Origin of the sequence: Enterococcus avium ATCC 14025 (assembly GCF_000406965.1) — a bacterium.
In the GTDB taxonomy this organism is placed as follows: Bacteria; Bacillota; Bacilli; order Lactobacillales; family Enterococcaceae; genus Enterococcus_A; species Enterococcus_A avium.
The window spans coordinates 138,110-162,042 of record NZ_KE136364.1; the positions used below are offsets into that span (position 1 = coordinate 138,110).

At 38.9% G+C, this 23,933-nt stretch carries 25 protein-coding genes, 1 tRNA gene and 1 pseudogene; 14 read left to right on the forward strand and 13 right to left on the reverse strand.

Going from position 1 to position 23,933, the window contains the following annotated elements; translation table 11 throughout:
* Together OMU_RS24075 and OMU_RS13500 are read right to left on the reverse strand one after the other, a co-directional pair.
* Positions 1-94, reverse strand: a pseudogene (locus tag OMU_RS24075) (transposase); the annotation flags it as partial.
* A gap of 185 nt (positions 95-279) precedes the next feature.
* Positions 280-786: a GNAT family N-acetyltransferase gene (locus OMU_RS13500; protein ID WP_016180451.1), complete on the reverse strand. Its 507-nt coding sequence runs from the start codon at positions 784-786 to the stop codon at positions 280-282.
* Between the two features lie 150 nt (positions 787-936).
* Between OMU_RS13500 and OMU_RS13505 the strand changes: the two genes are divergently transcribed.
* Complete coding sequence (locus tag OMU_RS13505; RefSeq protein WP_016180452.1) at positions 937-1,362, forward strand: hypothetical protein; 426 nt, start codon at positions 937-939, stop codon at positions 1,360-1,362.
* A gap of 350 nt (positions 1,363-1,712) precedes the next feature.
* On the opposite strand, the gene OMU_RS23430 is transcribed toward OMU_RS13505, so the two are convergent.
* Positions 1,713-1,874: a hypothetical protein gene (locus OMU_RS23430; RefSeq protein ID WP_016180453.1), complete on the reverse strand. Its 162-nt coding sequence runs from the start codon at positions 1,872-1,874 to the stop codon at positions 1,713-1,715.
* Between the two features lie 34 nt (positions 1,875-1,908).
* On the reverse strand, positions 1,909-2,928 hold the full coding sequence (locus OMU_RS13510; protein ID WP_016180454.1) for a lactonase family protein: 1,020 nt from the start codon (positions 2,926-2,928) through the stop codon (positions 1,909-1,911).
* A gap of 106 nt (positions 2,929-3,034) precedes the next feature.
* Between OMU_RS13510 and OMU_RS13515 the strand changes: the two genes are divergently transcribed.
* Together OMU_RS13515 and OMU_RS13520 are read left to right on the forward strand one after the other, a co-directional pair.
* Positions 3,035-3,379, forward strand: a complete 345-nt coding sequence (locus OMU_RS13515) for a PTS glucitol/sorbitol transporter subunit IIA (protein WP_016180455.1) — start codon at positions 3,035-3,037, stop codon at positions 3,377-3,379.
* Positions 3,380-3,391: 12 nt separating this feature from the next.
* On the forward strand, positions 3,392-4,561 hold the full coding sequence (locus OMU_RS13520; protein WP_016180456.1) for an AI-2E family transporter: 1,170 nt from the start codon (positions 3,392-3,394) through the stop codon (positions 4,559-4,561).
* Positions 4,562-4,576: 15 nt separating this feature from the next.
* Here the strand turns inward: OMU_RS13520 and OMU_RS13525 are convergent, their stop codons facing one another.
* Positions 4,577-5,197, reverse strand: a complete 621-nt coding sequence (locus OMU_RS13525; protein WP_016180457.1) for an FMN-dependent NADH-azoreductase — start codon at positions 5,195-5,197, stop codon at positions 4,577-4,579.
* A gap of 99 nt (positions 5,198-5,296) precedes the next feature.
* Complete coding sequence (locus OMU_RS13530; RefSeq protein ID WP_016180458.1) at positions 5,297-5,605, reverse strand: rhodanese-like domain-containing protein; 309 nt, start codon at positions 5,603-5,605, stop codon at positions 5,297-5,299.
* Positions 5,606-5,908: 303 nt separating this feature from the next.
* On the opposite strand from OMU_RS13530, the gene OMU_RS13535 reads away from it, so the two are divergent.
* From OMU_RS13535 to manA, 3 genes are all read left to right on the forward strand, one after another.
* Positions 5,909-6,730, forward strand: coding sequence for a VOC family protein (locus OMU_RS13535; RefSeq protein ID WP_016180459.1), 822 nt, complete (start codon positions 5,909-5,911; stop codon positions 6,728-6,730).
* Between the two features lie 148 nt (positions 6,731-6,878).
* Complete coding sequence (locus OMU_RS13540) at positions 6,879-7,910, forward strand: serine hydrolase domain-containing protein (protein WP_016180460.1); 1,032 nt, start codon at positions 6,879-6,881, stop codon at positions 7,908-7,910.
* 91 nt (positions 7,911-8,001) lie between these two features.
* Entirely contained in the window at positions 8,002-8,952 is a 951-nt protein-coding gene (gene manA, locus OMU_RS13545) for a mannose-6-phosphate isomerase, class I (RefSeq protein WP_016180461.1), read from the forward strand.
* A 65-nt stretch (positions 8,953-9,017) separates the two neighbouring features.
* On the opposite strand, the gene OMU_RS13550 is transcribed toward manA, so the two are convergent.
* The 4 genes from OMU_RS13550 to OMU_RS13565 all read right to left on the reverse strand — a co-directional run bounded on the left by OMU_RS13550 (position 9,018) and on the right by OMU_RS13565 (position 13,414).
* Positions 9,018-9,704: a type 1 glutamine amidotransferase gene (locus OMU_RS13550; protein WP_016180462.1), complete on the reverse strand. Its 687-nt coding sequence runs from the start codon at positions 9,702-9,704 to the stop codon at positions 9,018-9,020.
* Positions 9,697-11,049 (reverse strand): Mur ligase family protein, encoded by a 1,353-nt coding sequence (locus tag OMU_RS13555; RefSeq protein WP_016180463.1) that lies wholly within the window; start codon positions 11,047-11,049, stop codon positions 9,697-9,699. Before OMU_RS13555 ends, OMU_RS13550 begins: the two co-directional genes overlap by 8 nt.
* Positions 11,050-11,168: 119 nt before the next feature.
* Positions 11,169-12,566, reverse strand: a complete 1,398-nt coding sequence (locus tag OMU_RS13560; protein ID WP_016180464.1) for a TrkH family potassium uptake protein — start codon at positions 12,564-12,566, stop codon at positions 11,169-11,171.
* 116 nt (positions 12,567-12,682) lie between these two features.
* Positions 12,683-13,414: an SDR family oxidoreductase gene (locus OMU_RS13565; protein ID WP_016180465.1), complete on the reverse strand. Its 732-nt coding sequence runs from the start codon at positions 13,412-13,414 to the stop codon at positions 12,683-12,685.
* Between the two features lie 82 nt (positions 13,415-13,496).
* Here OMU_RS13565 and OMU_RS13570 point away from each other — a divergent pair, with 82 nt between their 5' ends.
* Positions 13,497-13,955, forward strand: a complete 459-nt coding sequence (locus tag OMU_RS13570) for a MerR family transcriptional regulator (protein ID WP_016180466.1) — start codon at positions 13,497-13,499, stop codon at positions 13,953-13,955.
* A gap of 16 nt (positions 13,956-13,971) precedes the next feature.
* Here the strand turns inward: OMU_RS13570 and OMU_RS13575 are convergent, their stop codons facing one another.
* On the reverse strand, positions 13,972-15,507 hold the full coding sequence (locus OMU_RS13575; RefSeq protein ID WP_016180467.1) for a YfcC family protein: 1,536 nt from the start codon (positions 15,505-15,507) through the stop codon (positions 13,972-13,974).
* 209 nt (positions 15,508-15,716) lie between these two features.
* Here OMU_RS13575 and OMU_RS13580 point away from each other — a divergent pair, with 209 nt between their 5' ends.
* From OMU_RS13580 to upp, 6 genes are all read left to right on the forward strand, one after another.
* The gene (locus tag OMU_RS13580) at positions 15,717-16,301 is read left to right on the forward strand and encodes a thymidine kinase (RefSeq protein ID WP_016180468.1); all 585 of its coding nucleotides are present in this window, start codon (positions 15,717-15,719) and stop codon (positions 16,299-16,301) included.
* Positions 16,302-16,364: 63 nt separating this feature from the next.
* On the forward strand, positions 16,365-17,438 hold the full coding sequence (gene prfA / locus OMU_RS13585; RefSeq protein ID WP_016180469.1) for a peptide chain release factor 1: 1,074 nt from the start codon (positions 16,365-16,367) through the stop codon (positions 17,436-17,438).
* Positions 17,431-18,261 carry a peptide chain release factor N(5)-glutamine methyltransferase gene (gene prmC / locus OMU_RS13590; RefSeq protein WP_016180470.1) on the forward strand — a complete coding sequence of 277 codons (831 nt, stop codon included), beginning with the start codon at positions 17,431-17,433 and terminating at the stop codon, positions 18,259-18,261. Before prfA ends, prmC begins: the two co-directional genes overlap by 8 nt.
* Before the next feature lie 179 nt (positions 18,262-18,440).
* Entirely contained in the window at positions 18,441-19,454 is a 1,014-nt protein-coding gene (locus tag OMU_RS13595; RefSeq protein ID WP_016180471.1) for an L-threonylcarbamoyladenylate synthase, read from the forward strand.
* 68 nt (positions 19,455-19,522) lie between these two features.
* The gene (gene glyA, locus OMU_RS13600; protein WP_016180472.1) at positions 19,523-20,764 is read left to right on the forward strand and encodes a serine hydroxymethyltransferase; all 1,242 of its coding nucleotides are present in this window, start codon (positions 19,523-19,525) and stop codon (positions 20,762-20,764) included.
* Between the two features lie 159 nt (positions 20,765-20,923).
* Positions 20,924-21,553 (forward strand): uracil phosphoribosyltransferase, encoded by a 630-nt coding sequence (gene upp / locus OMU_RS13605; protein WP_016180473.1) that lies wholly within the window; start codon positions 20,924-20,926, stop codon positions 21,551-21,553.
* A 111-nt stretch (positions 21,554-21,664) separates the two neighbouring features.
* Here upp and OMU_RS13610 read toward each other — a convergent pair whose 3' ends face one another.
* Positions 21,665-21,901, reverse strand: coding sequence for a hypothetical protein (locus OMU_RS13610; protein WP_016180474.1), 237 nt, complete (start codon positions 21,899-21,901; stop codon positions 21,665-21,667).
* Between the two features lie 134 nt (positions 21,902-22,035).
* On the opposite strand from OMU_RS13610, the gene OMU_RS13615 reads away from it, so the two are divergent.
* A tRNA-Thr gene (locus OMU_RS13615) sits at positions 22,036-22,108 on the forward strand.
* Between the two features lie 282 nt (positions 22,109-22,390).
* Here OMU_RS13615 and OMU_RS13620 read toward each other — a convergent pair.
* Positions 22,391-23,632, reverse strand: coding sequence for an IS110 family RNA-guided transposase (locus OMU_RS13620; RefSeq protein WP_016178709.1), 1,242 nt, complete (start codon positions 23,630-23,632; stop codon positions 22,391-22,393).
* Positions 23,633-23,933: the final 301 nt, after the last annotated feature.

Below are 23,933 nucleotides of genomic sequence, written 5' to 3' on the forward strand. Positions count from 1 at the left end.
GAACGCCTTTATATTCTTTTTCAATCAGCCATTCTTCATCAAAAAATAAATGTTTATCTGTTAATCCGAGTAATTTTCTAGTATGATTATCCATTGAGAGACTCCTTTGGTAGGGTGACGTTTTGGTCGACTAAATTTTACCAAAAGTGAGTCTCTTTTTGAGTTGAAACGAAGAAAAAAGTGTTAGTAGAAAATCGCCTTCGATTTTCCACCAACACAAAATATTATAGAACCATAAAAACTCGCATGAAGGCATTAATGTTGCTTCATGCGAGTTTTCTATTTGATCAAAGAATACATCTGCATATCTAGTAATACACCATTTTTTATTGCATTTTTTCTCAAGGTACCTTCCAATTGAAACCCATTTTTCTCCAACAAATGACAAGATGCATGATTAGTTGAAAAAGGTTCCGCAAAAATTCGAATGATATCAGTATCGCTAAAAAGGTGGTCTGTGAGTTGTTTGATTGCTTTTGTACCGATTCCTTGGCCCCAATACTCTTCAGCAATGTAATAGCCCATCTCAGCAGTTAGACGATGGATGTTCTCACAACGAAAAGCACCTATACTTCCAATTACTTCATCTTTGTCATTCACGATTGCAAAGGCAAAGGTTTTGTTCGGATCAGCTTCCAGCATGCTTTGAATAAAATCTGCGGCGTCTTGCTCAGTATAAGGGTAAGGCAGACCGTCTCGCAGATTTGCTTGAATTTTTTTATTGTTTAGCGCATTCGCTAAATTTTTAGCATCCTGATTGCGCCATTTCCTTATGATCCAGTCCATAGTTGTTTTCCCCCTATAAAACGTATTTCTTTTAAGGTATCATCAAATAAATAATAAATGAAGCAATTTTTAATATTTTCTGAGCTACTTTGCATATTGTGCAAAAATCGGTAAAATGAAAGTATTAAAAAAGAAAGTAGGAATAAATGAATGCGACCTAATACAGGGTTTTATGCTAGAGAAATCAACGAAATCGTTCAAAATACGGAAAAAATGGGTGAGCGTTTGCACCCAAGCTATGAAGAGATTCGTACTGCTTTAGATGAAAAGAAAATGGCTGATTTTGACCAAGAACGTTTATCAGAAATCCATGAACTTTTTAAAGAGGGAACACAGTTTTATCAATTGAATTTAGAAAAAATCGGTATGTTAAAGGCACCAGCAAAAGTAATGGGAAACCATAAAAGCTTTGAAAAGGCGTATATTCAATATGTAGCTGGCTGTCAAGAAATGACGGATAGTTTGTTACCGGAAGTAAATGAGGAAGCCTTCAATGCAGCTGAAAAAAAACAGGACGCTGCAACGGATACAATCTACAAAACGATTCAAAAAATAACCAATCTGTTATTGAAATAGTAAACAAGTGAAATATCAAAAAGAACAAAGGTTTTCTAATTTTTTTATAACGTTATTTTAAATACAGATGAAGAAGGATCGAGTATTATTAGTTCATAACCAATAACAACCTTTTCTTTTTCATTGCATTTAGGTAATACTCCTTTAGCACCGATTTGCCGATCGGTGCTTCTTTTTTTGAATTTTTACTTTAGTAGCGTAGCAAATTAAAATGATTTCGAAACTATTTTAAAATTTTATGATAGAAGAAATCTTTCTATAATTATGAATTACGTTTCTATCGCTGATTAGCAAAATATCAAAAGAGCTGGCTATCGAGTGAAATACTCAGTAGTCAGCTCTCATTTTGTTTAATTTTCGATATTTCGTACATAATTTTCGAAGTAATCATTCAAATCATTTTTAATTTTTTGATATTCTTCTTCGGTATATTCTTTTTCTTCTAAGCGTCCTTTAAAATTTGGCAAATCCAAATCTTTTTTCAATCGTTCAATAACTTCCTCTTTATTCATAAGTACTACCTCCATAGTAGAGTCTTGCTGTCTACTAATCAAAGTAGACACAAACAGCTTCCGGTGCAAAGACGTCCTTTTGAATCATACTTAGAAGACCAGTCTCGCTATCACGGCGATAAAGGGTTAAGTTGTCACTGTTTTGGTTTGCTGCGACTACATATGAATTATCAGGACTCAATGCAAAGTCTCTTGGGAAATCTCCCTCGGTTGAAATGGTTTGGATCGAATCAATGCTTAAGCCATCTTCAGCGATTGCGAAAACAGCAATTGAGTTGTGTCCGCGATTTGACGCATACAGATAACGCCCATCATTTGATACGCGAATCGCTGCACCGCCATTTTCACCATCAAAATCCTTTGGTAAAGTAGAGACTTTCTGTGTTTGAGTGAAGCTGCCATCTGCTTCGTCATACGTTAGAACGGTAACGCTGCTGTCCAGCTCGCCAAATAGATACGCAATCATTTTATTAGGATGAAAAACCAAATGACGAGGACCGGTCCCCGGTTCTGCTACATAGACTGCTACTTCTTCGACCTCACCAGCTTCTGAAACATCATAGGTGTAGACGCGATCGGTGCCAAGATCACATACAACGAGGCGTTGATCAGGTGCAAGATCAGTATAGTGAGTATGAGCGTGATCCTGATTTTTATGTGGACCTGTTGGTTCTTTATGAAAAAGGGCAGCTGCGGATTCAAGAGAACCATCCGGCAGAATTTTATAGGTATTCAGCTCCCCTTTATGATAGTTGGCGCCGTAAACAAGTTGACGTGCTTCATCGACAGCTACGTAACATGGTGAAGCGCCTTCTTCTGTCACCGCATTCAAAAATTTGTTTTGTGGATCGTAACTGGACATCCCGCCGTGACCATCTCTACTTGTGACTGAGTAAAGAAAGCCCTCTTTGCTTTTTGCGAAGTAGGTAGGGCTGGTTTCTTCTGTTACTAATTGTAAATTGTTTAACGTTTCAGTCGCTGTATCTAATTCGATCTGATAAATACCTTGACTGATGCGTCGTGTGTACGTACCTAAAATTATTTTGTGGATCATTAAAAAACCTCCTTCAATGTATCTACATTTTAACAAGTTTATTCTCACTTGGATAGCGCTAACTTTGTGATATAATTGAAAAATAAATGTGAAAAGAGCGTGACCTATGACTGAAACAGAAATTACTCAAATTGGAAAAAATGCGATTAACGATGAAAATATCTTGGTGCTTTTTGGTGAAAGTGTTACACCAGACTTATTAGATGTTTCGATTGTTCAAAAAACTATTAATGATGAACCAATTGTATTAGAAAAAGGTGGACAATTGATCTTTGGGGATCAGGCTTATCAGGTAATTGGGGTAGGACCTTTAGCCAATCAAAATTTAAATGAAATTGGACATGCGACAGTTTTCTTTCAGAAAGAAGCTGGAGTGATTCCAAATGCGATCTATGTTGTTCCAGAAAAGCTTCCAGACTTGGAAGTAGGGATGAAAATTACCTTTCAGTAGGGGTGTGAGTGAGTGGATAAAAAGAAATTAACGCAAAAAACCTCTTGGTTTTGGAAATGGTTTTTAAACAGCCAGGTAGTTGTAGCATTGATCATTGTATTGCTGCTGTTGTTGATCGCGTTAGTCTTTACAAAAGTATCCTATTTGTTTGAGCCGGTGGGTCAATTCTTTGCGATCGTCGGCCTTCCAATGGTAATCGCAGGTATTCTCTATTATTTGATGAATCCTGTGGTCAATTTTCTGGAGCGTAAAGGACTGAAGCGGACTTTTGCGATTGTACTGCTTTTCATCGCGGTAGTTGCCTTACTTATTTGGGGAATTGTAGTGATTATTCCGCAGATTAGAGAGCAGATCGGTTCAATGATGAAAAGTCTACCTAGCTACTTTGACACAATAAGTGATAAATTAAATGATATTTTTAAGGACCCTGCCTTCAAGCCGTTTCAACAACACATTGATAATAGTCTGCAGAAAATCTTAGAGTCATTAACGGATACTGCGCAAAAGATTTCACGAGTTACACTGCAAGGATTAGGAAGTGTTGTTTCTACGCTAGCTACAGTGTTGATCGCGTTGATTACAGCGCCGATCATTTTATTCTTTTTGTTAAAGGATGGCGATCAATTAGCGCCTTACATTCTTAAGCTTTTGCCGACAAAAGCACGAAAGCCGACACTTAAGGTCATGACTGAAATGAACTCGCAGTTAGCTTCATATATTCGTGGGCAGTTAACGGTAGCTTTTGCGGTAGCCGTCATGTTTATTATTGGCTTTTCTTTAGTAGGAATGAATTATGCGATTACTTTAGGTATTTTAGCTGGATTTTTAAATTTGATTCCTTATTTAGGCTCCTTCTTAGCAATGGTGCCAGTGGTCTTCATTGCTATTGTCACTGGGCCAATCATGCTCGTAAAAGTCATTATCGTTTTTGCGATCGAACAAACAATTGAAGGGCGTATTGTCTCACCTTTAGTATTGGGGAATCAATTGGAAATCCATCCTGTCACAATCATGTTTGTATTGTTGACGGCTGGGAAAATCTTTGGAATCGTTGGAGTTATATTAGGAATTCCATTTTATGCGGTGGCGAAAGTTATTGCAATCCATGTATTTGAGTGGTACAAAGGGGTATCGAACTTGTACGAAGACGAAGCGAAAGAAAAAATGCCTGTCGACGAATAATCGACAGGCATTTTTTTAAAATTGTGCAGCCAATGATTTGGCTTTTTCTTTTGCCGCAGCCATAATCTCAGGTGCTCTTGCTGGATCATAATCCGCACCTTCAATGTAAATAGAATCAAAATCAGTGATACCAATAAAATTCAAAATTCCCTTAACATATTGTGCTGAGAAATCTTGACCGTTATATGTACCGCCACTTGATTGTATGTGAAGAGCTTTTTTATCTGTAATCAATCCAGTTGGACCTTCTGCTGTATATCTGAAGGTTTTACCTGCGACGTTGATTGTGTCGAACCAAGCTTTTAACTTCGTTGGAATATTCAAATTCCATAAAGCATTGGCGATGACGATTTTTTCACTAGCTAAAAATTGATCAGTAAATTCATTGAAAACGCGCACCTTTTCTTGCTGAACACTACTCAATTCTGTAAAATCAGTTCCCTTTTGTAACGATTTCCAAGCTAATAGTAAGTCGCCATCAATCTCAGGGAGATCTGTATAATACAAATCTAACATGGTGAATACATCTTCTGGATGACTGGCTTGATGTGCTTCAATAAAAGTATCCAGAATAGTGACAGTTTGTGAGTCTTCTGCGGATAACGGGTGAGCATTCACTACTAGAACATTTGCCAAAACTAACACTCCTTAAATTTAATTACAAACGAATCGTACACAAAATATCCAAAGCAGACAATTTATCTGCTTGGAAGCTTTGGTTAAAATTAGATTTTGTTAACTCGCAAGATATTGTTTATATGCAGTGGTACCGCCAATCACATTTGCGACTTGGAAGCCTTCGTTTCTTAAAAATTGCGCCATCGTTTTTGAACGACCGCCGAATTGAGTAAATAGGTAATACGTTTTACTTCTGTCAAGTTGGTCCAAACGATTTGGCAATTGTGTCAACGGGATATGAGTTACGTTTGATCCTTCGGGTAAATCAAAGGAGTCAATAAAGTCAGGGTCTCTCAAGTCTAAAACTTCCACGGGTTCTTTAGCAGCAAGTAGCATAAATTCTTTTGTTGTTACCGAATAATTCATTTTTTCAACAGCCTTTTCTTTCTTAATAGTGATTACAACGTTAATGTATTTATCGTCTAATTACAAGTGTTATCATAGACATTTTACTTGAAATTGACAAAAAGTAAAGCTAACATTCAAAAAAATTTCAAAACTAGAAAAAGTTGACAAGTTTTTTTCATGGATTTAGTGAAAATATCATTTTTTTGTTATTGGATAAGTTTTTTTTGAGTTGGAAAATAATTGCAGAATTTTTTAGGGAAGATATTACTTGCGTGAATCAGAAGGCATCGTTAGAATAGTAGTGACGGAGGGAAGAGAATAATGGAAAATTTTCATTTAGGGAAACTTAGTTTGAAAACAATTGCTATTCGTGTACGTGATCGTGATGGCATGATTCATTTTTATCGCGATATCATCGGACTGCACTTGCTGCGTGAAGAAAACGAATTGGCGATTCTTGGATACAAAGATCCGGCTAGCGAATTACTTTGGCTGGAGGAAAGTCCGCGAGCAGATGAGCATCGCGGAGAGATCAAAAAAATGCAACGGGTCTCATTAGTAGTACCCAATTTAGAGGAGTTAGCAAACGTTTATTACCGTGCCAAAGAAGAAAATTATCCTGTTAAATCTGCTTTACAAGCTGATGATGAAAAAGGGCTGCTTTTTGAAGACCCAGAAGGAAATGAAATCGAAATTTTCTTTGCTCCTAGTAAAGAACGTTCCACCTCAGAACCAGTTGAATTAGATTTTAATGAATTAGCAAAAAAAGCAACTAAGCGTGAAAAAATCCACGGAGCTTATTTTGATAAGCTTCATCTAAATGTCAGTGATCTGAATAAACAGCAAAGCTTTTTAGCAGATATTCTAGGGTTGCAAGTTCACGATGAAAGTGAAGAAGAATTGTTGTTGAATCGTGGAGATTTTAACGTAGGGTTAACGACTGCAAACGGTGGTGCAATTGATTTACCTACCGATAAAGTACTCGGCTTGGACTTTTTGCAATTTAAAGTTTCGAAAACGAAACTGTTGGAGTTGTCTCAACATCTCAGCAATAAGCAGTTCAATTACTTCATTGATAAAAAGAAATCCTTGATTACGATTTATGATGCAGCCGGAATTGAATGGTGGTTCGTATTGAAGTAAAGATAATGAAGTCGCGAGAAATCGCGGCTTTTTTGATTTTACCTCTAAATTTTTCCTTTGAGTAAATCGTATTTTAAAAAATGTTCAGAAGTCTTGATTAATCATTTTGTGCTATACTCTTTTAGAATTATTACTTACGGAGGTTGTTATGTACCCTGAAACGTTTCAATTAATTGAAGAAAAAATGCAAAAAGCTGTTTTTCCAGGAGCAGTTCTTAGCTTTGTCGAAAATGAGGAAACTGAAGTTCAAGTTATGGGAAATGCACAAGTGGAACCAACAATTATTTCTATGCAGGAAGATTACCTTTTTGATGTGGCGTCCTTAACGAAAGTGGTCTGCACGACAACTGTTATGTTGAAATTAAAGGAAGCAGGCAAGGTTACGTGGGATCAATCTCTTCACAGCTTATTGCCGGAATTTCAAAATGAAACGATTACGTTGCGTCATTTATTGACTCATACATCAGATATTCAAACCTATATTCCAAATCGAGATCAGTTAAATGCTGAAGAATTACGGACTGCGTATTTAAGCCTACAACCGGGAGAAGATCTGGGGAAAGTCGTTAAATATACTGATGCAGGAACAATTTTGTTGGGATTTCTGCTTGAAAAACTATATCAAAAAGATGTAATTGATGTCTTTAGGCAGGAAGTCCTACAGCCTCTTAGTATGTCCAATAGTCATTTTTTACTGCAGCCGCCATATGATAAGGTTGTTCCCACTGAAAAATTGGTAGATGGAACGATTTTAAAAGGCCTTACTCATGATCCAAAAGCCCGAGTATTAGCAGAGCATGCTGGCAATGCAGGTCTGTTTTCGAATATGAAAGATTTAAGTAAATTTGCAAAAATGTATTTGAATCTTGGGGTTGTTAGCGATATGATTTATTTGCAGGATAAGACAATTCAAGAATTGCTTCATGATCAAACACCAACAGGAAAAGGAGAACGTTCGATTGGCTGGGATTTAAAATTCAGCCCGTTAGATCACACTCCATTACTTTTCCACACTGGGTACACTGGAACATTCATGCTATTGGATGTCGTCAAAAAATCAGCATTCATCTTTTTGTCGAATCGCGTTCACACGGAAGATCATCGTGCTAGTTATGTGGTTCACCGTGATGAGATTTTGGCCTGCTATCTGAGCGAACGTATGGAACGATTAAAAAAATAGTACAGGCGATTGCTTTTATTAACTTGAAATGATTATCTTTTCGCAGCTTGCTTAGAGCGAAATAAAAAAATTGAAAAAAGGAGCAAGAAGTATGGAACCATTATTTTTACAACCAGTTTTTCAAGAAAAAATTTGGGGCGGAGATCAGCTGCATACGGTTTTCGGATTTGATATCCCTAACGACAAAATTGGAGAAGATTGGGCAATCAGCGGACATCCACATGGCGTTAGCATCGTAGAAAATGGCCCTTACAAGGGTTGGAAGGTCAGCGATCTATGGAATGAGCATCGTGAATTATTTGGTAAAGCAGAAGGTGATGTATTTCCATTGTTAACTAAAATTTTAGATGCCGAAGACGATTTATCAGTTCAAGTTCATCCAGACGACAGCTATGGTTTGAAACATGAAGGAGAGTTAGGAAAAACAGAATGCTGGTACATCATTAATGCCAAACCCGGTTCAGAGATTGTTTATGGACATAATGCGAAATCTCGTGAAGAACTGGCAGAAATGATTGAAAACGAACGTTGGGATGATTTATTGCGTCGTGTACCTGTAAAAAAAGGCGATTTCTTCTATGTACCAAGTGGTACGATCCATGCCATCGGTAAAGGCATCATGATTTTAGAGACACAACAAAGTTCAGATACAACGTACCGCGTTTATGACTATGATCGTAAAGATGATCAAGGCAACACACGTGAACTGCACATCCAACAATCAATTGATGTAACCACTGTACCGGCGATCAGTCCCGAGTTAGAAGTTACTGAAAAGAAAAAGGGAACATCTTCTGTGATCACGTACTTGAAGACAGATTTTTTCAATGTTTACGAATGGGATGTTATTGGTGAGCTTTCACTTAAAAAAGAAGGCGATTATACGTTGGTGACAGTCGTAGAAGGATATGGTAATTTGATCGTTGATGGCCAAAGCTATGAAATGAAGCCTGGTACAAGTTGCATTTTACCAGCACAAATAACCGAGTGGAAAGTCGAAGGCGAAATGAAAATCATCGCTTCCACTCCAGGAACAAAATAGTAAATGTCTCATTTTTTCATATACAAAAAATGCTCATCCGACTAACGCGGATGAGCATTTTTATTTTATGGTAATTCTGGCAGATCAACATCTTCCCCGTACTTATTTTTTAAAGCGGTATGAAGTAAGCGCACAGCCAATGATTTGTTACGAGCTAAGATCGGACCGTGGAAGTATGAGCCATAAACATTTTTGTAAATGACGCCTTCACCTTGGTCTTCGCCATTATTCCCATTACCCTTAACGATCGTACCAAGAGGTCGTTCACCTTCACCTAAGAAAGTACGGCCATTGTGATTTTCAAAGCCATAGTAGGTTTCACCAAATTCTTCGTTATGGATCTCGATATCCCCGATGAAACGATGGTTGTCTTGGCTTAGGGTATAATGATCCAATGCACCGATACCATCGATTTTTTCTCCATTTGCACCAATATAGTAGTGGCCCAGTAACTGATAGCCGCCACAGATTGAAAGAATGACCCCGTTGTTTTCGATGTACTTAATCAAGTCTTCTTTTTTATCTTGAATATCTTTTGATACGATTACTTGTTCATAATCTTGCCCGCCACCGATAAAGACAAAATCGTATTTATCTGGATCGAATTCTTGATAGATGCTGACGATCTCTGAATGAATCTCGATGTCCATTTGTTTGGCATAATAATTCAAGGTTAAGAGATTGCCGTTGTCGCCATAGGTATTCAATAAATTTCCGTATAAATGCGCTAAGTTCAACTCGTATTTAGCCACGATCCATACCTCCGTCAATGTAGCCTTTTTGTGCTAATTCTTTGCGTAGCTGTAAAACGGCTGTGTAGGTCGCTAGGATATACACATGCTCCGTCGGCAATAGTTTGATCTTTTCAATCACGTCCGTCAAATCTGCCGTCTCAATCAGCTTGTCTTCAGGGATCCCTGCGACTTTCAGACGAAGGGCCATGTCTTCGTGGCGATCTCCACCTGCGATCACTGCCGGGATGTCCATCTCAGCAAAAGCTTCATGATTGCCATCCCAGATCCAGCTGATGTCGATACCATCTGCATAATTGGCATTTAATAGAGAAACCAATGAAAATGGATAGGGAGCTAAACCAATCATGTCGATGACTTGATTTAAGCCGACCGGATTTTTTACTAAAACCAGCGTGCATTTTTTACCATCGATTACAAATTCTTCTTGGCGTCCAAAGACTTTTTCATCATAGCCAAGTCCGCGTTTGATCTTGTCTTTAGAAACGCCATAGTATTCTGCTACAGCAGTTGCGGCAAGGGCATTGTATACATTGTACATACCGCCGACTTCGATCTTGTAATCTTGCCCATCAATTACAAATTCTGAAGATTTATTATCCATTTCTTTCATCTCCGTTAATTTGTAATCTAATTCTGGGCGGTGGAAGCCGCAGTTTGGACAATAGTATTTTCCCAGATTGGCATAGGTAATCATTTTGTACTTTAAGATGTGCTGGCATTTCGGACAAAGCAAGCCGTCCGTATTGTAATGGGCATCTTGGTCTTTGTCAGGTAAATGATCGAAACCGTAGTATTTTCTTGGATTGACTGTTTCCAACGAATTAAAGATTGGTGAATCACCGTTACACAATATCGGGGCGCTTGGTGATTTAGCTGCGCCGTCCACGATCAATTTGTAGGTCGTATAGATTTCACCGTAACGGTCCATCTGGTCGCGGAAGATATTCGTAAATAGAAATAGCTCTGGTTTGATGTATTCTGTGACTTTGCTTAAGCTGGCCTCATCGATTTCAAGAACTGCAATTTTTTTGCCGCCTTTTTTTCCTTTGGCGTTTAAAAAAGTTGATACGATTCCCTGGACCATGTTGGCACCTGTTGGATTCGTTAATACATAATCAAATTCTTGTTTCAAAATATTAACGGTCAAGGCGGTAGTCAAGGTTTTTCCGTTGGTTCCCGTCACTACAACCACTTTATAATCTTTTACTAATGTATCTAAAATTTTCGGATCCATCTTTAATGCAAGCTGACCAGGATAACTGGATCCACCTTTAAAGAACGTTTTTAATACCCATTGGGCAGTCTTTCCGGCAGAAATAGCCACTTGACTTCGTAACCCCATTACACATCCTCCATGTCTGTAACAAATTTAATTCATCTTATCATATTTAAAAAAAAAGTTTAAATAGGTTTTCCTATTCTTAATTTTTCCATAGAAAAAGCTAGGGCAAAGTTTTGCTCCTAGCCAATAATAATCTTTTCTTCCGGAAATTCATAGCCTAAGTCCTGTGTTTCTTTTGGAACAAAGAGCATCAGGGTATACAGCATACCGACACGTCCGATAAACATCAAAACAGCGATCATGATTTTTCCGGTATTTGAAAGGTCATCAGTGATTCCTAAAGAAAGTCCAGTCGTTCCAAAAGCAGAGGTAACCTCGACAATAATGGAGATTAGCGAATGATCTTCAGTTGCAGTTAAAAAGAGAATACTAAACAAACACATTCCAGCAGAAAGCATGAAGACGACCACCGATTTTCGCACATCCTCTTGGGCGATTTTCCGACCAAAAATATTGATGTCATTTTCATTTTTCAAGAATGAGTACAAATATAGACCGATGATTGCGATCGTTGTTGTACGTATCCCGCCGCCGACAGAACTTGGAGAGCAACCAATGAACATCAATAATGAGAAAATAATCAAGGTTGTATTTTGAAATAGATTCAAATCATGAATTTGCAATCCGGCATTGCGAGTTGTCATAGAATAGAAGGACGAATTTAACCACTGATCAAACAGATTCATGTGAGCGAAGTTGTGGTCTTTTTCTAAAAGCCAAATAGCTACTGTACCGCCAATAAAAAGTACGAAGAAAGCCAATAGGGCAATTTTCGAAAAGAGACTAAAGCGAAAGGGCAGCCGTGATTTAGATTTTTTATGGTAAATCCAGCCATGAAAATCCATTAAAACGGGGAATCCGATTCCACCAATAAAGATCAGGACCATGATTGTCACGATGAAGAAAACATCATGAGAAAAAGGGATGATCGATTCACCAGTTACGTCAAAACCAGAGTTCGTCACTGCAGAGATCGCTTGATAAAATCCGAAAAAAACGGCTTCAGAGATTTTATGGTAATAGCCTGCTAAATAGAAATAAATTGAAAAGATAGTTCCGAAAAGAACTTCGATCGCCAGTAGCATAGTGAAGGTAATTCGGATCAAATTAACGATTCCGCTAAGGCGCGGCTGATTCATATCGGTCATGATTAGTTGTCGCTGTTTTAACGTGATCCGACGTTTGGACACGATAAAAAAGAAGGTAGTAATCATCATGATTCCTAAACCACCAATATGGAATAACACCTCGAGCATCAAAACACCAGCATCATTAAAGACTGAATTGATATCAAAGGTGGTTAAACCAGTCACTGAAATGGTCGAAATGGCCATAAATATCATATCAAGAAAGGGTACGTGTGAACCTGGTTCACGAAAAATTGGTAAATGAAACAAGATCAAAGAAAGAATGGTCATCGCTAAATAGTAGAAGACGATGATTTGAATCGAAGAAAATCGATTATTAAGCTTTTGCCAGCTTTTTTTGAGAAAACTTACTCGGCGATCAAAATTCATAGAAGACTCCTTCAATCAACAGTGGGAATTTTTTACAATAGAGATAGTATAGCATGCTTCCGTGAAAAAACTCCCACCGTTTTGGTAGGAGTAGAGGAGATAAAGGTTGTGTTTGATTAGTTGTCTTGCGCAGTCGCTGCAATGTCGATTTCACGAATCGTAACTTCCTGTGGCATGTCATAGATAAATTTAACTGTCTCAGCAACATGAACTGGATCAAGTGTAATGCCGCCCATGCTTTCTTTCCATGCTTGATAATCTGTTAGGGCACCTTGATCAGTCACATGTGTAAGTAATTCTGTTTCAGCAGCGCCGGGTGCGACCAAAGAAACGCGGACATTTGAACCGGAAACTTCTTCACGAATTGTTTCGCTTAGACCGTGGGCACCAAATTTTGATGCGACATAGGCAGCATGGTTGGTAAAGGTTTTCTTACCCGCAAGAGATGACATATTGATGATTGTTCCCTGCCTACGCTCGGTCATACTAGGTAATACGATTTGCATACCGTTTAGTACCCCCATTACATTCGTGTTCATCATTGTTTGCCATTCTGCTGGATTTTGGTTCAAGACATTACCAAGTAGCATTACACCAGCATTGTTTACTAATAGATCTACTGGGCCAAAGACAGCTTCTGCTTTTTTGATGCTGGAGTCAAAGGCTTGGTAATCTGTTACGTCAACCTTTTCAATCATGACATTTTCGAAATTCAATGGTAGTGCTTCGATTTTTTCTACGCTACGTCCTAATAACAGTAACGGATTGCCAGCTTGATTAAAAAGTTTGGCGATCTCGGCACCAAACCCGGAACTCGCGCCTGTAATTACAACTAAAGATTTTTTCATATAAATTGCCTTCTTTCAAAACTATGATACACTGACTTTACTACTTGGAGTTAACTCCAGATCAAGAAGGAAGTTGAAAAAAATGAAATCTTTTTTGATTGGTGATATTTCAAAGATGTATGGTATCTCCCAAGACACTCTGAGATATTATGACAAAGCGGGCCTATTACCATTTGTTAAAAAGAATCAAGCAGGTCGCAGGGTATTTACTGAGGATGATCTTGGTTATATCGAAGTAATTGATTGTTTGAAGCGCTCTGGAATTCCTGTTAAGGAAATTGCGAAATTTATGGATTGGTGTGTAGAAGGTGATAAAACTTTGCCGCAGCGCTACGCTTTTATGGTGGAGCAAGAGGCAGTCTTAGAGAAAAAAATCCATGAATTACAGGCTCAACTTGATTTTTTACGTTGGAAAAAATGGTATTACCAAATTGCGAATGAAGCAGGAACGGAAAAAATATTTTTTAAAGAAGGTTCACGGCAAGTCGATAAGAAGTGGCATCAAAAGTATATAGAAATAACAAAGCCCGAATCTGAATAGGATTCGGGCTTTGTTGCTATGAAATTAAAACACCGATTGCTAAGAAAGCAAGGATCAAGATAATAATAGTGATTAATAATTTTGTAACAAATTTTATCCACTTATCAAAACCAATATTAACGACTGATAAGGAAACTAAAATCAATCCAGTTGGGGCGATCAATCCGATCAAGCCTTGTCCCCAGTTATAGGCATCAATAATCAATGCACGATCAATCCCAACAACATCAGCCAAAGGCGCCATAATTGGCATTGATAATACCGCCAAACCAGAGGAAGATTGAATGAAGAAACCTAAAATGACATAGACTAGGAACATAAACCAAATGAAGACGACATTGTTCATCCCGCTGATGGCATTGCTGAAGAAGTTCATGATCGTATCACTGATAAAACTGTTTTCCATCACGATACCGACCGAACGAGCTAACCCGACAATCAAGGCAACCCCTAATAGATCCGCAGCACCAGTAACGAAGCTGTTGATGAATTTCTTTTCTCCTAACCCTGAGACGAAGACTAGTATATAAGTAACTGCTAAGAAGACTACTGCAATCTCGGTAAAGTACCAGCCTAGTTGCTGCACGCCATAAATCATCACAACAAAGCCTAAAGCAAAAACGATCAATGAAAATTTTTGGCGATTGGTAAAGTCTGTATTTTTCTCACGAGTTTGATCACCTAAAAAACGTTCACGATCACTTTCTGCTTGATCAGCAACTAATGATGCGGCTGGATTCAAACGAACCTTTTCCGCGTAACGAATCGTATAAAGGATCGAGATGCTAATTGCAGTCACCCACATCAAAATACGTAAAGGCATGCCATCAGTAAAACTGATTCCTGCCGCATTTGAGGCGATGACCGTAGAGAAAGGATTGATCGTAGAGCTCATGGTTCCTATCGCAGTTCCCAAATAAATCGTGGCGACTGCTGTTAATGTGTCGTAGCCAGCCAATAAGAAAATCGGGATTAGGATCGGGTAAAAGGCAATGGTTTCCTCTGCTAAACCAAAAGTAGTCCCGCCAATGGCAATCAAGGTAGTCACAATGACAATCAGCCATTTTTGTTTTCCCTTTAATTTTTCGGAAAGACGCATCATGCCAGCATCCATCGCTCCGGTAGCATTAACGATTCCAATAACACCGCCTAAAATCAAAATGAAGATCATAATATCGACACTTTCAGTAATTCCTTGAACCTGAGATTTTAAAAATTGAGTGATAGTTCCAACCACACCACGCTCAGGCTTTTTGATTCTTTCATAGGAATTAGGAATTGCGGCTGGACGATAAATTGTGCCATCTCGAAATTTGTCGACTTTAATGTGGATATCATATTTATCCAATGTTTTCTGTGTTGCCGGCTCCATGATCGTTTTATCCTGAGCATCTGTAATCGCGAATTGATCTTTCCCGCTGTCATAACTCAACGTACTGTACTTGCCTGAAGGAATAAAGAATGTTAGTGCTTGAACCAAAATCAGTACAATAATGATAACTGTGTACGCAGAAGGGAAACTCCGCTGCTTCTTTTTACCAGATTGTTGCATGAAAATGCCTCCTAGTTTTATATTAATAAAAATAATTACCAACGAAAAGTATAGCACTGGGCCCTTATATTCTTAAAAAGATAGCCTGTGAGTTTGTTGAAATTAATGATTGATTCTTCTAAGATGAGGTATTAATGAAAATTATTACTGTAAATAATCTGGCTTTTCCGCTATAATACGATAGGAACAAAAGGGAAAGGTGACAAGAAATGGCCCAGCTTTTTTTTAAATACGGTGCAATGAACAGCGGTAAAACAATTGAAATACTAAAAGTCGCTCATAATTATGAGGAACAAAATAAACCAGTAGTATTGATGACTAGCGGATTAGATACACGTGAAGGTGTGGGAAATATCTCTAGCCGAATCGGACTGAGCCGTCCTGCTGTACCGATTTTTTCTGAGACCAATATTTTTGAATTTATTAAAAGTCTTGACTACAAGCCTTACTGTGTATTGATCGACGAGTCGCAGTTTTTAACAAAAGAACACGTGATTCAATTAGCGAAAGTCGTAGATGATTTAGACATTCCAGTTATGGCCTTTGGTTTAAAAAATGATTTCCGCAATGAAATGTTTGAGGGGTCAAAATACTTACTATTGTATGCAGACAAATTGGAAGAGCTAAAAACGATTTGCTGGTTTTGTCATAAAAAGGCAACGATGAATCTACATTACATTGATGGTCGTCCAGTCTATGAAGGCGATCAAGTCCAAATCGGCGGCAATGAGGCCTATTACCCCGTTTGCCGTAAGCATTATCTACATCCAGAGATTACCAATCCTGCTAAATAAAATAGTTAGTAGACATAGCCGACAAAAAAATTACATTAATATGAATTAGGAGGAGTTTTATCCATGTACGATCAATTGCAAGCAATCGAAGATCGTTATGAAGAGCTTGGAGAATTACTGAGTGACCCAGAAGTCATCAGCGATACGCAGCGCTTCATGCAACTGTCAAAAGAAGAAGCCAATACTCGTGACACAGTAGAAACCTATCGTCGTTATAAAAAAGTGATCGAAGGCATCAGCGATGCTGAAGAATTATTAGGTGAAAACCTAGATGCTGAGATGGCTGAAATGGCAAAAGAAGAACTGTCAGATTTGAAGAAGGAAAAAGAAGTTTTAGAAGAAGAGATCAAGATTCTTCTGTTACCAAAAGACCCAAATGACGATAAAAACATTATTATGGAAATTCGCGGAGCTGCTGGTGGAGATGAAGCGGCACTATTTGCTGGTGACCTTTTCAATATGTACCAAAAATACGCAGAAAACCAAGGCTGGAAGACGGAAGTCATGGAGGCCAATGTTACTGGTATCGGCGGATACAAAGAAGTGATCATGATGATTACAGGGGACAACGTCTATTCGAAGCTGAAATATGAAAGTGGCGCGCACCGTGTTCAACGTGTACCGTCAACGGAGTCTCAAGGTCGTATTCATACATCGACTGCGACTGTCGTGGTTATGCCAGAGGCTGAAGAGGTTGAGATTGATATTGCAGACAAAGATATTCGGACAGATATTTATCATGCATCTGGTGCCGGTGGACAGCACGTCAACAAAACGGCATCTGCGGTTCGTTTGACGCATATCCCTACTGGTATCGTCGTTGCGATGCAAGACGAACGTTCTCAAATCAAAAACCGCGAAAAAGCAATGAAAATCTTGCGCGCACGTGTGTATGATAAAATTCAGCAAGAAGCGCAAAGTGAATATGACGCAAGCCGTAAATCGGCTGTCGGAACAGGCGATCGTTCAGAACGTATCCGTACGTATAACTTCCCACAAAATCGTGTAACGGATCATCGAATTGGGTTAACGATACAAAAATTAGATCAGATTCTAGCAGGCAAGCTTGATGAAATTATTGATGCTCTAATTATGTATGATCAAACGCAGAAGCTGGAAGAGATGCAAAATGGCTAAAACTTACGTAGAAGTCCTATCTGGGGCTTCTTCTTTTTTAGAAGCTAACGGAAAAGAAGGTTATGCAATCGAGTATCTTTTTCTGGCTCGCAAAAATTGGGATAAGACGCAATGGCTCATGAATATGAGAAACGATATTTTACCAGATGATGAAGCAATGATTGAGAAAGATATTGAGAGCTTAATGAAAAATATTCCTCCGCAATATTTGTTAGGCTATGAATATTTTTTTGAACACCGTTTGAAGGTGACCGAAGATACCTTGATTCCGCGACCAGAAACAGAAGAATTAGTTGCTTTATGCTTATCTATGACTGAAAGTAAGAGGAAAAAAGTTGTAGATATTGGTACAGGAACGGGCGCCATTGCGATCAGTTTGAAATTAGCGCGACCAGATTGGCAGGTAACTGCTCTTGATATTTCACAAGAGGCGTTACATGTCGCAGAGGAAAACGCAGAAAACCTACATGCAAAAATTAATTTCAAACGAAGTGATGTACTATCTTCAATGAATGAAAAACAAGATATTATCATCAGTAATCCTCCGTATATCAGCCAAAGTGAATGGGCTCTGATGGACGAGAGTGTTCGAACCTATGAACCTAAGTTAGCACTTTTTGCGGAAAACGACGGGTTAGCTATCTACCAAAAAATCGCTGCAGAAAGCCGAGATCTTTTGCAGCCAGCTGGTATGATTTTCTTAGAGATTGGCTTCCAACAGGGGCGAGCGGTTCAAGAAATTTTTCAAAAAGCCTTTCCTGAAAAAAATGTACGGGTCCATCAAGATTTATCAGGAAATGATCGGATGGTTGTCATTAGCTAAAAATTATTTTTAGTGTAGAAAATAATAAAAGAACATTGATGCGACAATGCTAAAAAAGAAAAAAAGTTATCAACATGGTTATACACACTTGACAACCGCGTTATCCACAATACGGGGATAAGTCAGAAAAGAAAGTTTATAAATGAGGAAAGTTAGAATAAAGGAGCTGTGGAGAAGCTGTGGAAACAAAAATTTATCGAACAGATCAAATAAATCAAGCGGCAGCACTATTGCGTCAAGGAGAGTTGGTGGCTTTTCCTACTGAAACAGTCTACGGACTAGGTGCTAATGCACTTTTGCCGGAATCAGTGAAGCGAGTATTTACGGTCAAAGGACGTCCCAGCGACAACCCGCTGATCGTTCATGTTTCAGATTTTTCGATGACTAAAGAATTTGTGGAAAGTTATCATCCATTGACTGAAAAAATTGTTAAAAATTTTTGGCCCGGTCCTCTAACATTGATTTTTTCGATTAAAGCTGGGAGTTTGAGTACGGTCGTGACCGGTGGTTTATCCACAGCGGCTTTTCGAATGCCCGATAATAAAAAAACATTATCTTTAATTGAAAAAACTGGTGCACCTTTAGTAGGTCCAAGTGCGAATACGTCAGGTAAGCCAAGTCCAACAACAGCAATGCATGTTTTTCATGATTTAAAAGGGAAAATTGCTGGGATTTTAGATGATGGGGCAACACAAATCGGGGTAGAATCGACGGTGTTGGATTTAAGTGGAGAAGTGCCGACAATTTTGCGTCCAGGTGCAGTGACAAAAGAAAAACTGGAAGAAGTTTTGGGTATTGAAGTTCCTTTAGACAAACATCTAGTCAAAGAGAGTGAAACACCGAAAGCGCCCGGAATGAAATATAAGCATTATTCGCCTGATGTGTCGGTTTTAATGATTAAACCGGGCGATTGGGGAAAAGCCATCGCTTGGGCTGATACAAACGGGAAAAAAGTCGGTTTACTAGCGACGCCTAAAATTGCTGATAGCTATCCTTCAGCAGATCGCTTTGTTTTTGAAGACGACTCAATTGAGGCGGCCACTCGCGGATTATTCAGCGGATTGAGGGCATTGGATGAAGCCAATCAAGCGGATATAATCTTTGCCGAAGTCTTTCCAGAGGATCATTTAGGCCTAGCCTATATGAATCGGTTGAAGAAAGCAGCAGCACAAAAATATTTTGGAGAAAAGTAAACAAAAGATTCGATTATCTGCTGAATCTTTCGTATACTTAAATCAGAAAATTGAAAGGTGGCGTTGGGATGGATTATAAAACACTAGATCCCGAACTATGGGGAGCAATTGAAAATGAGGCGGAGCGTCAAGAGCAGAATATCGAACTGATCGCTTCAGAAAACATCGTTTCAGAAGCTGTAAGAATGGCACAAGGTAGCGTCTTGACAAACAAGTATGCAGAAGGGTATCCTGGCCGACGTTATTATGGTGGTTGTGAGTTTGTTGATGTCGTAGAAAATTTAGCAATTGAACGTGCGAAAGAATTATTTGATGCAAAATATGCGAATGTGCAAGCACATTCTGGTTCACAAGCCAATCAAGCGGCGTATTTTTCTTTGATCCAGCCTGGCGATACTGTTTTAGGAATGGATTTGTCAGCAGGAGGTCACTTAACTCATGGCTCACCGGTGAATGTCAGCGGAAAGCTGTATAACTTTGTTAGCTATGGCGTGGACCCTCATACAGAGACGATCGACTATGAAGTCGTTCGTATTTTGGCACGGAAACATCAGCCTAAACTGATTGTCGCAGGAGCGAGCGCTTATAGCCGGACGATTGATTTTGCCCGTTTCCGTGAAATTGCAGATGAGGTAGACGCAAAATTGATGGTGGATATGGCTCATATCGCAGGATTAGTAGCAACTGGTTTACATCCTAACCCTGTCCCATATGCAGATGTTGTAACTTCAACAACACACAAAACCTTGCGTGGACCACGTGGCGGTTTAATTCTGACAAATGATGCGGATATAGCTAAGAAGATTAACAGTGCTGTTTTCCCTGGATTGCAGGGTGGGCCTTTAGAACACGTAATCGCAGCTAAGGCTGTGGCCTTTAAGGAAGCATTGGCTCCTGATTTTAAAGAGTATAGTGAACAAGTTCTAAAAAATGCACAGGCAATGGTTAAGGTATTTAATCAAGCACCTGAAACTCGTGTGGTATCTGGCGCTACGGATAATCATTTGCTTCTGATTGAAGTGACAGGTTTTGAGCTAACTGGACGTGAAGCAGAAGAATTGTTGGATAGTGTGCATATTACCGTTAATAAAAACTCCATTCCTTTTGAATCAAAAAGCTTTAAAGAGACTAGTGGTGTCCGAATCGGAACTCCAGCCATTACTAGCCGCGGTTTTCTAGAAGAGGACGCAAAACAAGTAGCAGAATTAATAATTGAAACCTTACGTTCTAATGGAGATGAAGAGAAATTATTAGAGATTCGCCAGGCAGTATTAGAATTAACAGAATCTCATCCAATTCAATCACATTAGACTAGTTTTCTGACACTAGTTGTCTTATAATTAGGAGAAATGCAGAATAAAGGATGTCTTTTTTCTATATTATCTTTAGAGAAGGGACCCCGATGAAAATTTCTCTCGTTTTTCTCTATGAAAAATGAACACTTCAAAATGAGTAAGGAGCAATTTATTATGGGTAAGTTTCAAGTAATTGATCATCCACTGATCCAACACAAATTAACGATTATTCGTGATAAAAACTGTGGAACGAAAGTTTTTCGTGAAGTAGTTAATGAAATCGCAATGTTGATGGCGTATGAAGTTTCACGAGATATGCCATTGGAAGATATCGAGATCGAAACACCGATCACATTATCTACACAAAAAACGTTATCAGGTAAGAAAGTTGCGATCGTACCAATCTTACGTGCGGGTATTGGTATGGTGGATGGTATTTTAGAATTGATTCCGGCAGCCAAAGTTGGACATATCGGTATGTTCCGTGATGAAGAAACATTGGAGCCGCATGAATATTTCTTCAAAATGCCTGAAGATATCGACAGCCGTCAATTGTTCATCGTTGATCCGATGTTAGCAACTGGTGGTTCAGCGATTATGGCCATTGATTCATTAAAAAAACGTGGCGCATCAAACATGAAATTTGTTTGTCTAGTTGCAGCGCCAGAAGGTGTAAAGGCATTACAAGATGCTCATCCAGACGTTGATATCTATACAGCTGCTTTAGATGACCAATTGAACGAACAAGGTTATATCGTTCCTGGTTTAGGAGATGCTGGCGACCGTTTATTCGGAACAAAATAAAAGAACAAACGTGGTCGATTTCATTTCGATCACGTTTTTTTAAAAAAAAGAAAGTACGCCACAATACTCGGCGTACCTTCTTTGCTTTAGATGTGTAGCTTTATGAATCCTTTAAATCTTTTCCATTTGTTTATAATTGATAACGACAACGCCATTGGAATGACTGATTAATTCTTCGTTGTCTTGCTTCTCATCGATTTCAACGACGGCTGCGTTTTTCAATTGTTTAGCGATGACCCCAGTCTGGGATTTGCCGCGAATGGTGAACATGACGTGTGTCTTGACGGGAAATTTTTTCCCGACTTCAGAAGGATCAACGTGCGTCTCTATTTTGCCAAATGTAGCCATACTTTTTGAACGCCCCCTTTTTTCACATACCTTATTTTAGCACATTTTCAAGTTTTTTTCATGTAATCGCTTTTTGAGAAGAATCTTACTTTACTTTTTCGCTGAAGTTTCTTATAATTTCTTTTGTACGAATCGCCAGCTTAGCTCAGTTGGTAGAGCAACGCACTCGTAACGCGTAGGTCACAGGTTCGAATCCTGCAGCTGGCATCATTAAAAAACACCATCGTCTCAAAGCTTCGGCTAAGAATTCGGTGGTGTTTTCTTTATCGACAGTTTTTATTGGTGATGGTCATAGCTGATTTTATGTACTAGCTATTTTGATGTGTTCAAAAAAATAATTGTTTTGGAGAAATCTTTTGAGGGAGAAGTTTGAAAATAAATCTATTTGAAGATACCTGAAGAACGGTACACTAAATAAGCCTACCGTTTTCAAAATTTTTGAAATGGAAGACAACGAGTCTATTTAGGAAGAATCAACGTAACTTTGGTTTAAGCACTATCTATAATGGTATATCCGCGTTTTCTTAAAAGGTCCAGAGCTTGGGATTGCGTCAGAACTTTCTCTTCTTTCGCAGGTTTTGGCTCCAGATATCCTTTAGCAGAATAGGGTTCCACCTTTGATAAGACATTCCAGATAGCGGTCAGGAGCATCTTACAAATAGCAATGATAGCTTTCTTGTGTCCACGATTCGCTTTGATTCTACGATAGCGATTTTTAAATTCTGGATGTTCTTTGGATCTGAGAAGAGCATTGGCAATCTGTACAAGTAGCGGTTTCAACGACTGCCCTGCACGAGAGATACGTGTTGATTTTGTTCGTCGGGCACTGCGATCGTTTCTTGGACAGCATCCAGCCCAAGAAATAAAGTGTTTCGAAGTTGGAAACACGGACATATCCGGTCCTATTTCTGAAAGAATCGCAATCGCTGTTATTGGCTGAGTGTCTAAGCCCGGTATGGTACGAAGTAGTTCCAAAACAGGGGAGAAGGGTTCTGCAAGAGCTTGAATCTCTAGATTGATCTCTTCTCGATGCTTCTCAATCTCGTTAATATGGTTGAGGCATTGGCGAAGCTTAATCGCTTGAGGTACAGAAATCGCCCCCTCAACTGCCGCTTGGATTTCTTCAACGGGAGTTTTACAACGGGCATGGATAAATGGTCGAACATCAAATGATTCACCGGGATGTTCTAACAAGTATTGGATGATAGAAGTGGATGATTTTCCGAACACATCACTAAAAACATCATCTAGTTTCAGATTAGAAACGGTTAAGCAGTTTAAAGCACGATTCTTTTCACTTGTTTTCATGTTGGTCAGTTTCGTCCGATAACGCATTAGATCACGAAGCTGGCGGATTTCAAGACCAGGAATAAAACTGGGTTTGATCATGTCGCACATAAAGAGATCACAAATCCATTTTGCATCTTTGCGATCTGTTTTATTTCCTTTCTGGGGTTTGGTGTACTTCGGATGAGCCAGTGTGACAAAACAAGTTTTTTCAAGAATATTAAAAACAGGGATCCAAAATTTACCGGAAGATTCCAAACACACATCCTTACAGTTGTATTTAGCAAGCCATTCAGCTAATTCATTGAGACCTTTTGTAAAGGAAGAGAAGCGAGCTTGCTTATACACTGTACGACCATTCGCATCTGTGATTCCGATACACGCATAGATCCACGTTTTGTGGACATCCAAGCCACAACAATTTTTACGAAAGATTTTGAACATAGCAACCTCCTGTAAAAAAATAGTACAGGTTTGGTAGGGACTGGTCATCCGGCGAAATCGAGTCAACTTCGGAAGAGATAAGTTTACGGGCTACGGGTTTGCGCCATTCATTGATGCCTTAACGGATGACCGACACCATATAATTATGCGGGGTTGCCGCTATACAGCCCCGCCACTCACCTCCTCGGGTTCTGTAGTGTACCAGGGACCTGCAAGGAAAGGGTAACACGGAATAAAAAAAGAAAGAAGGCGCTCTAAGGTTTTCATCACCTCATTGGTGCCTTTCGTAGGAAGGCGGATT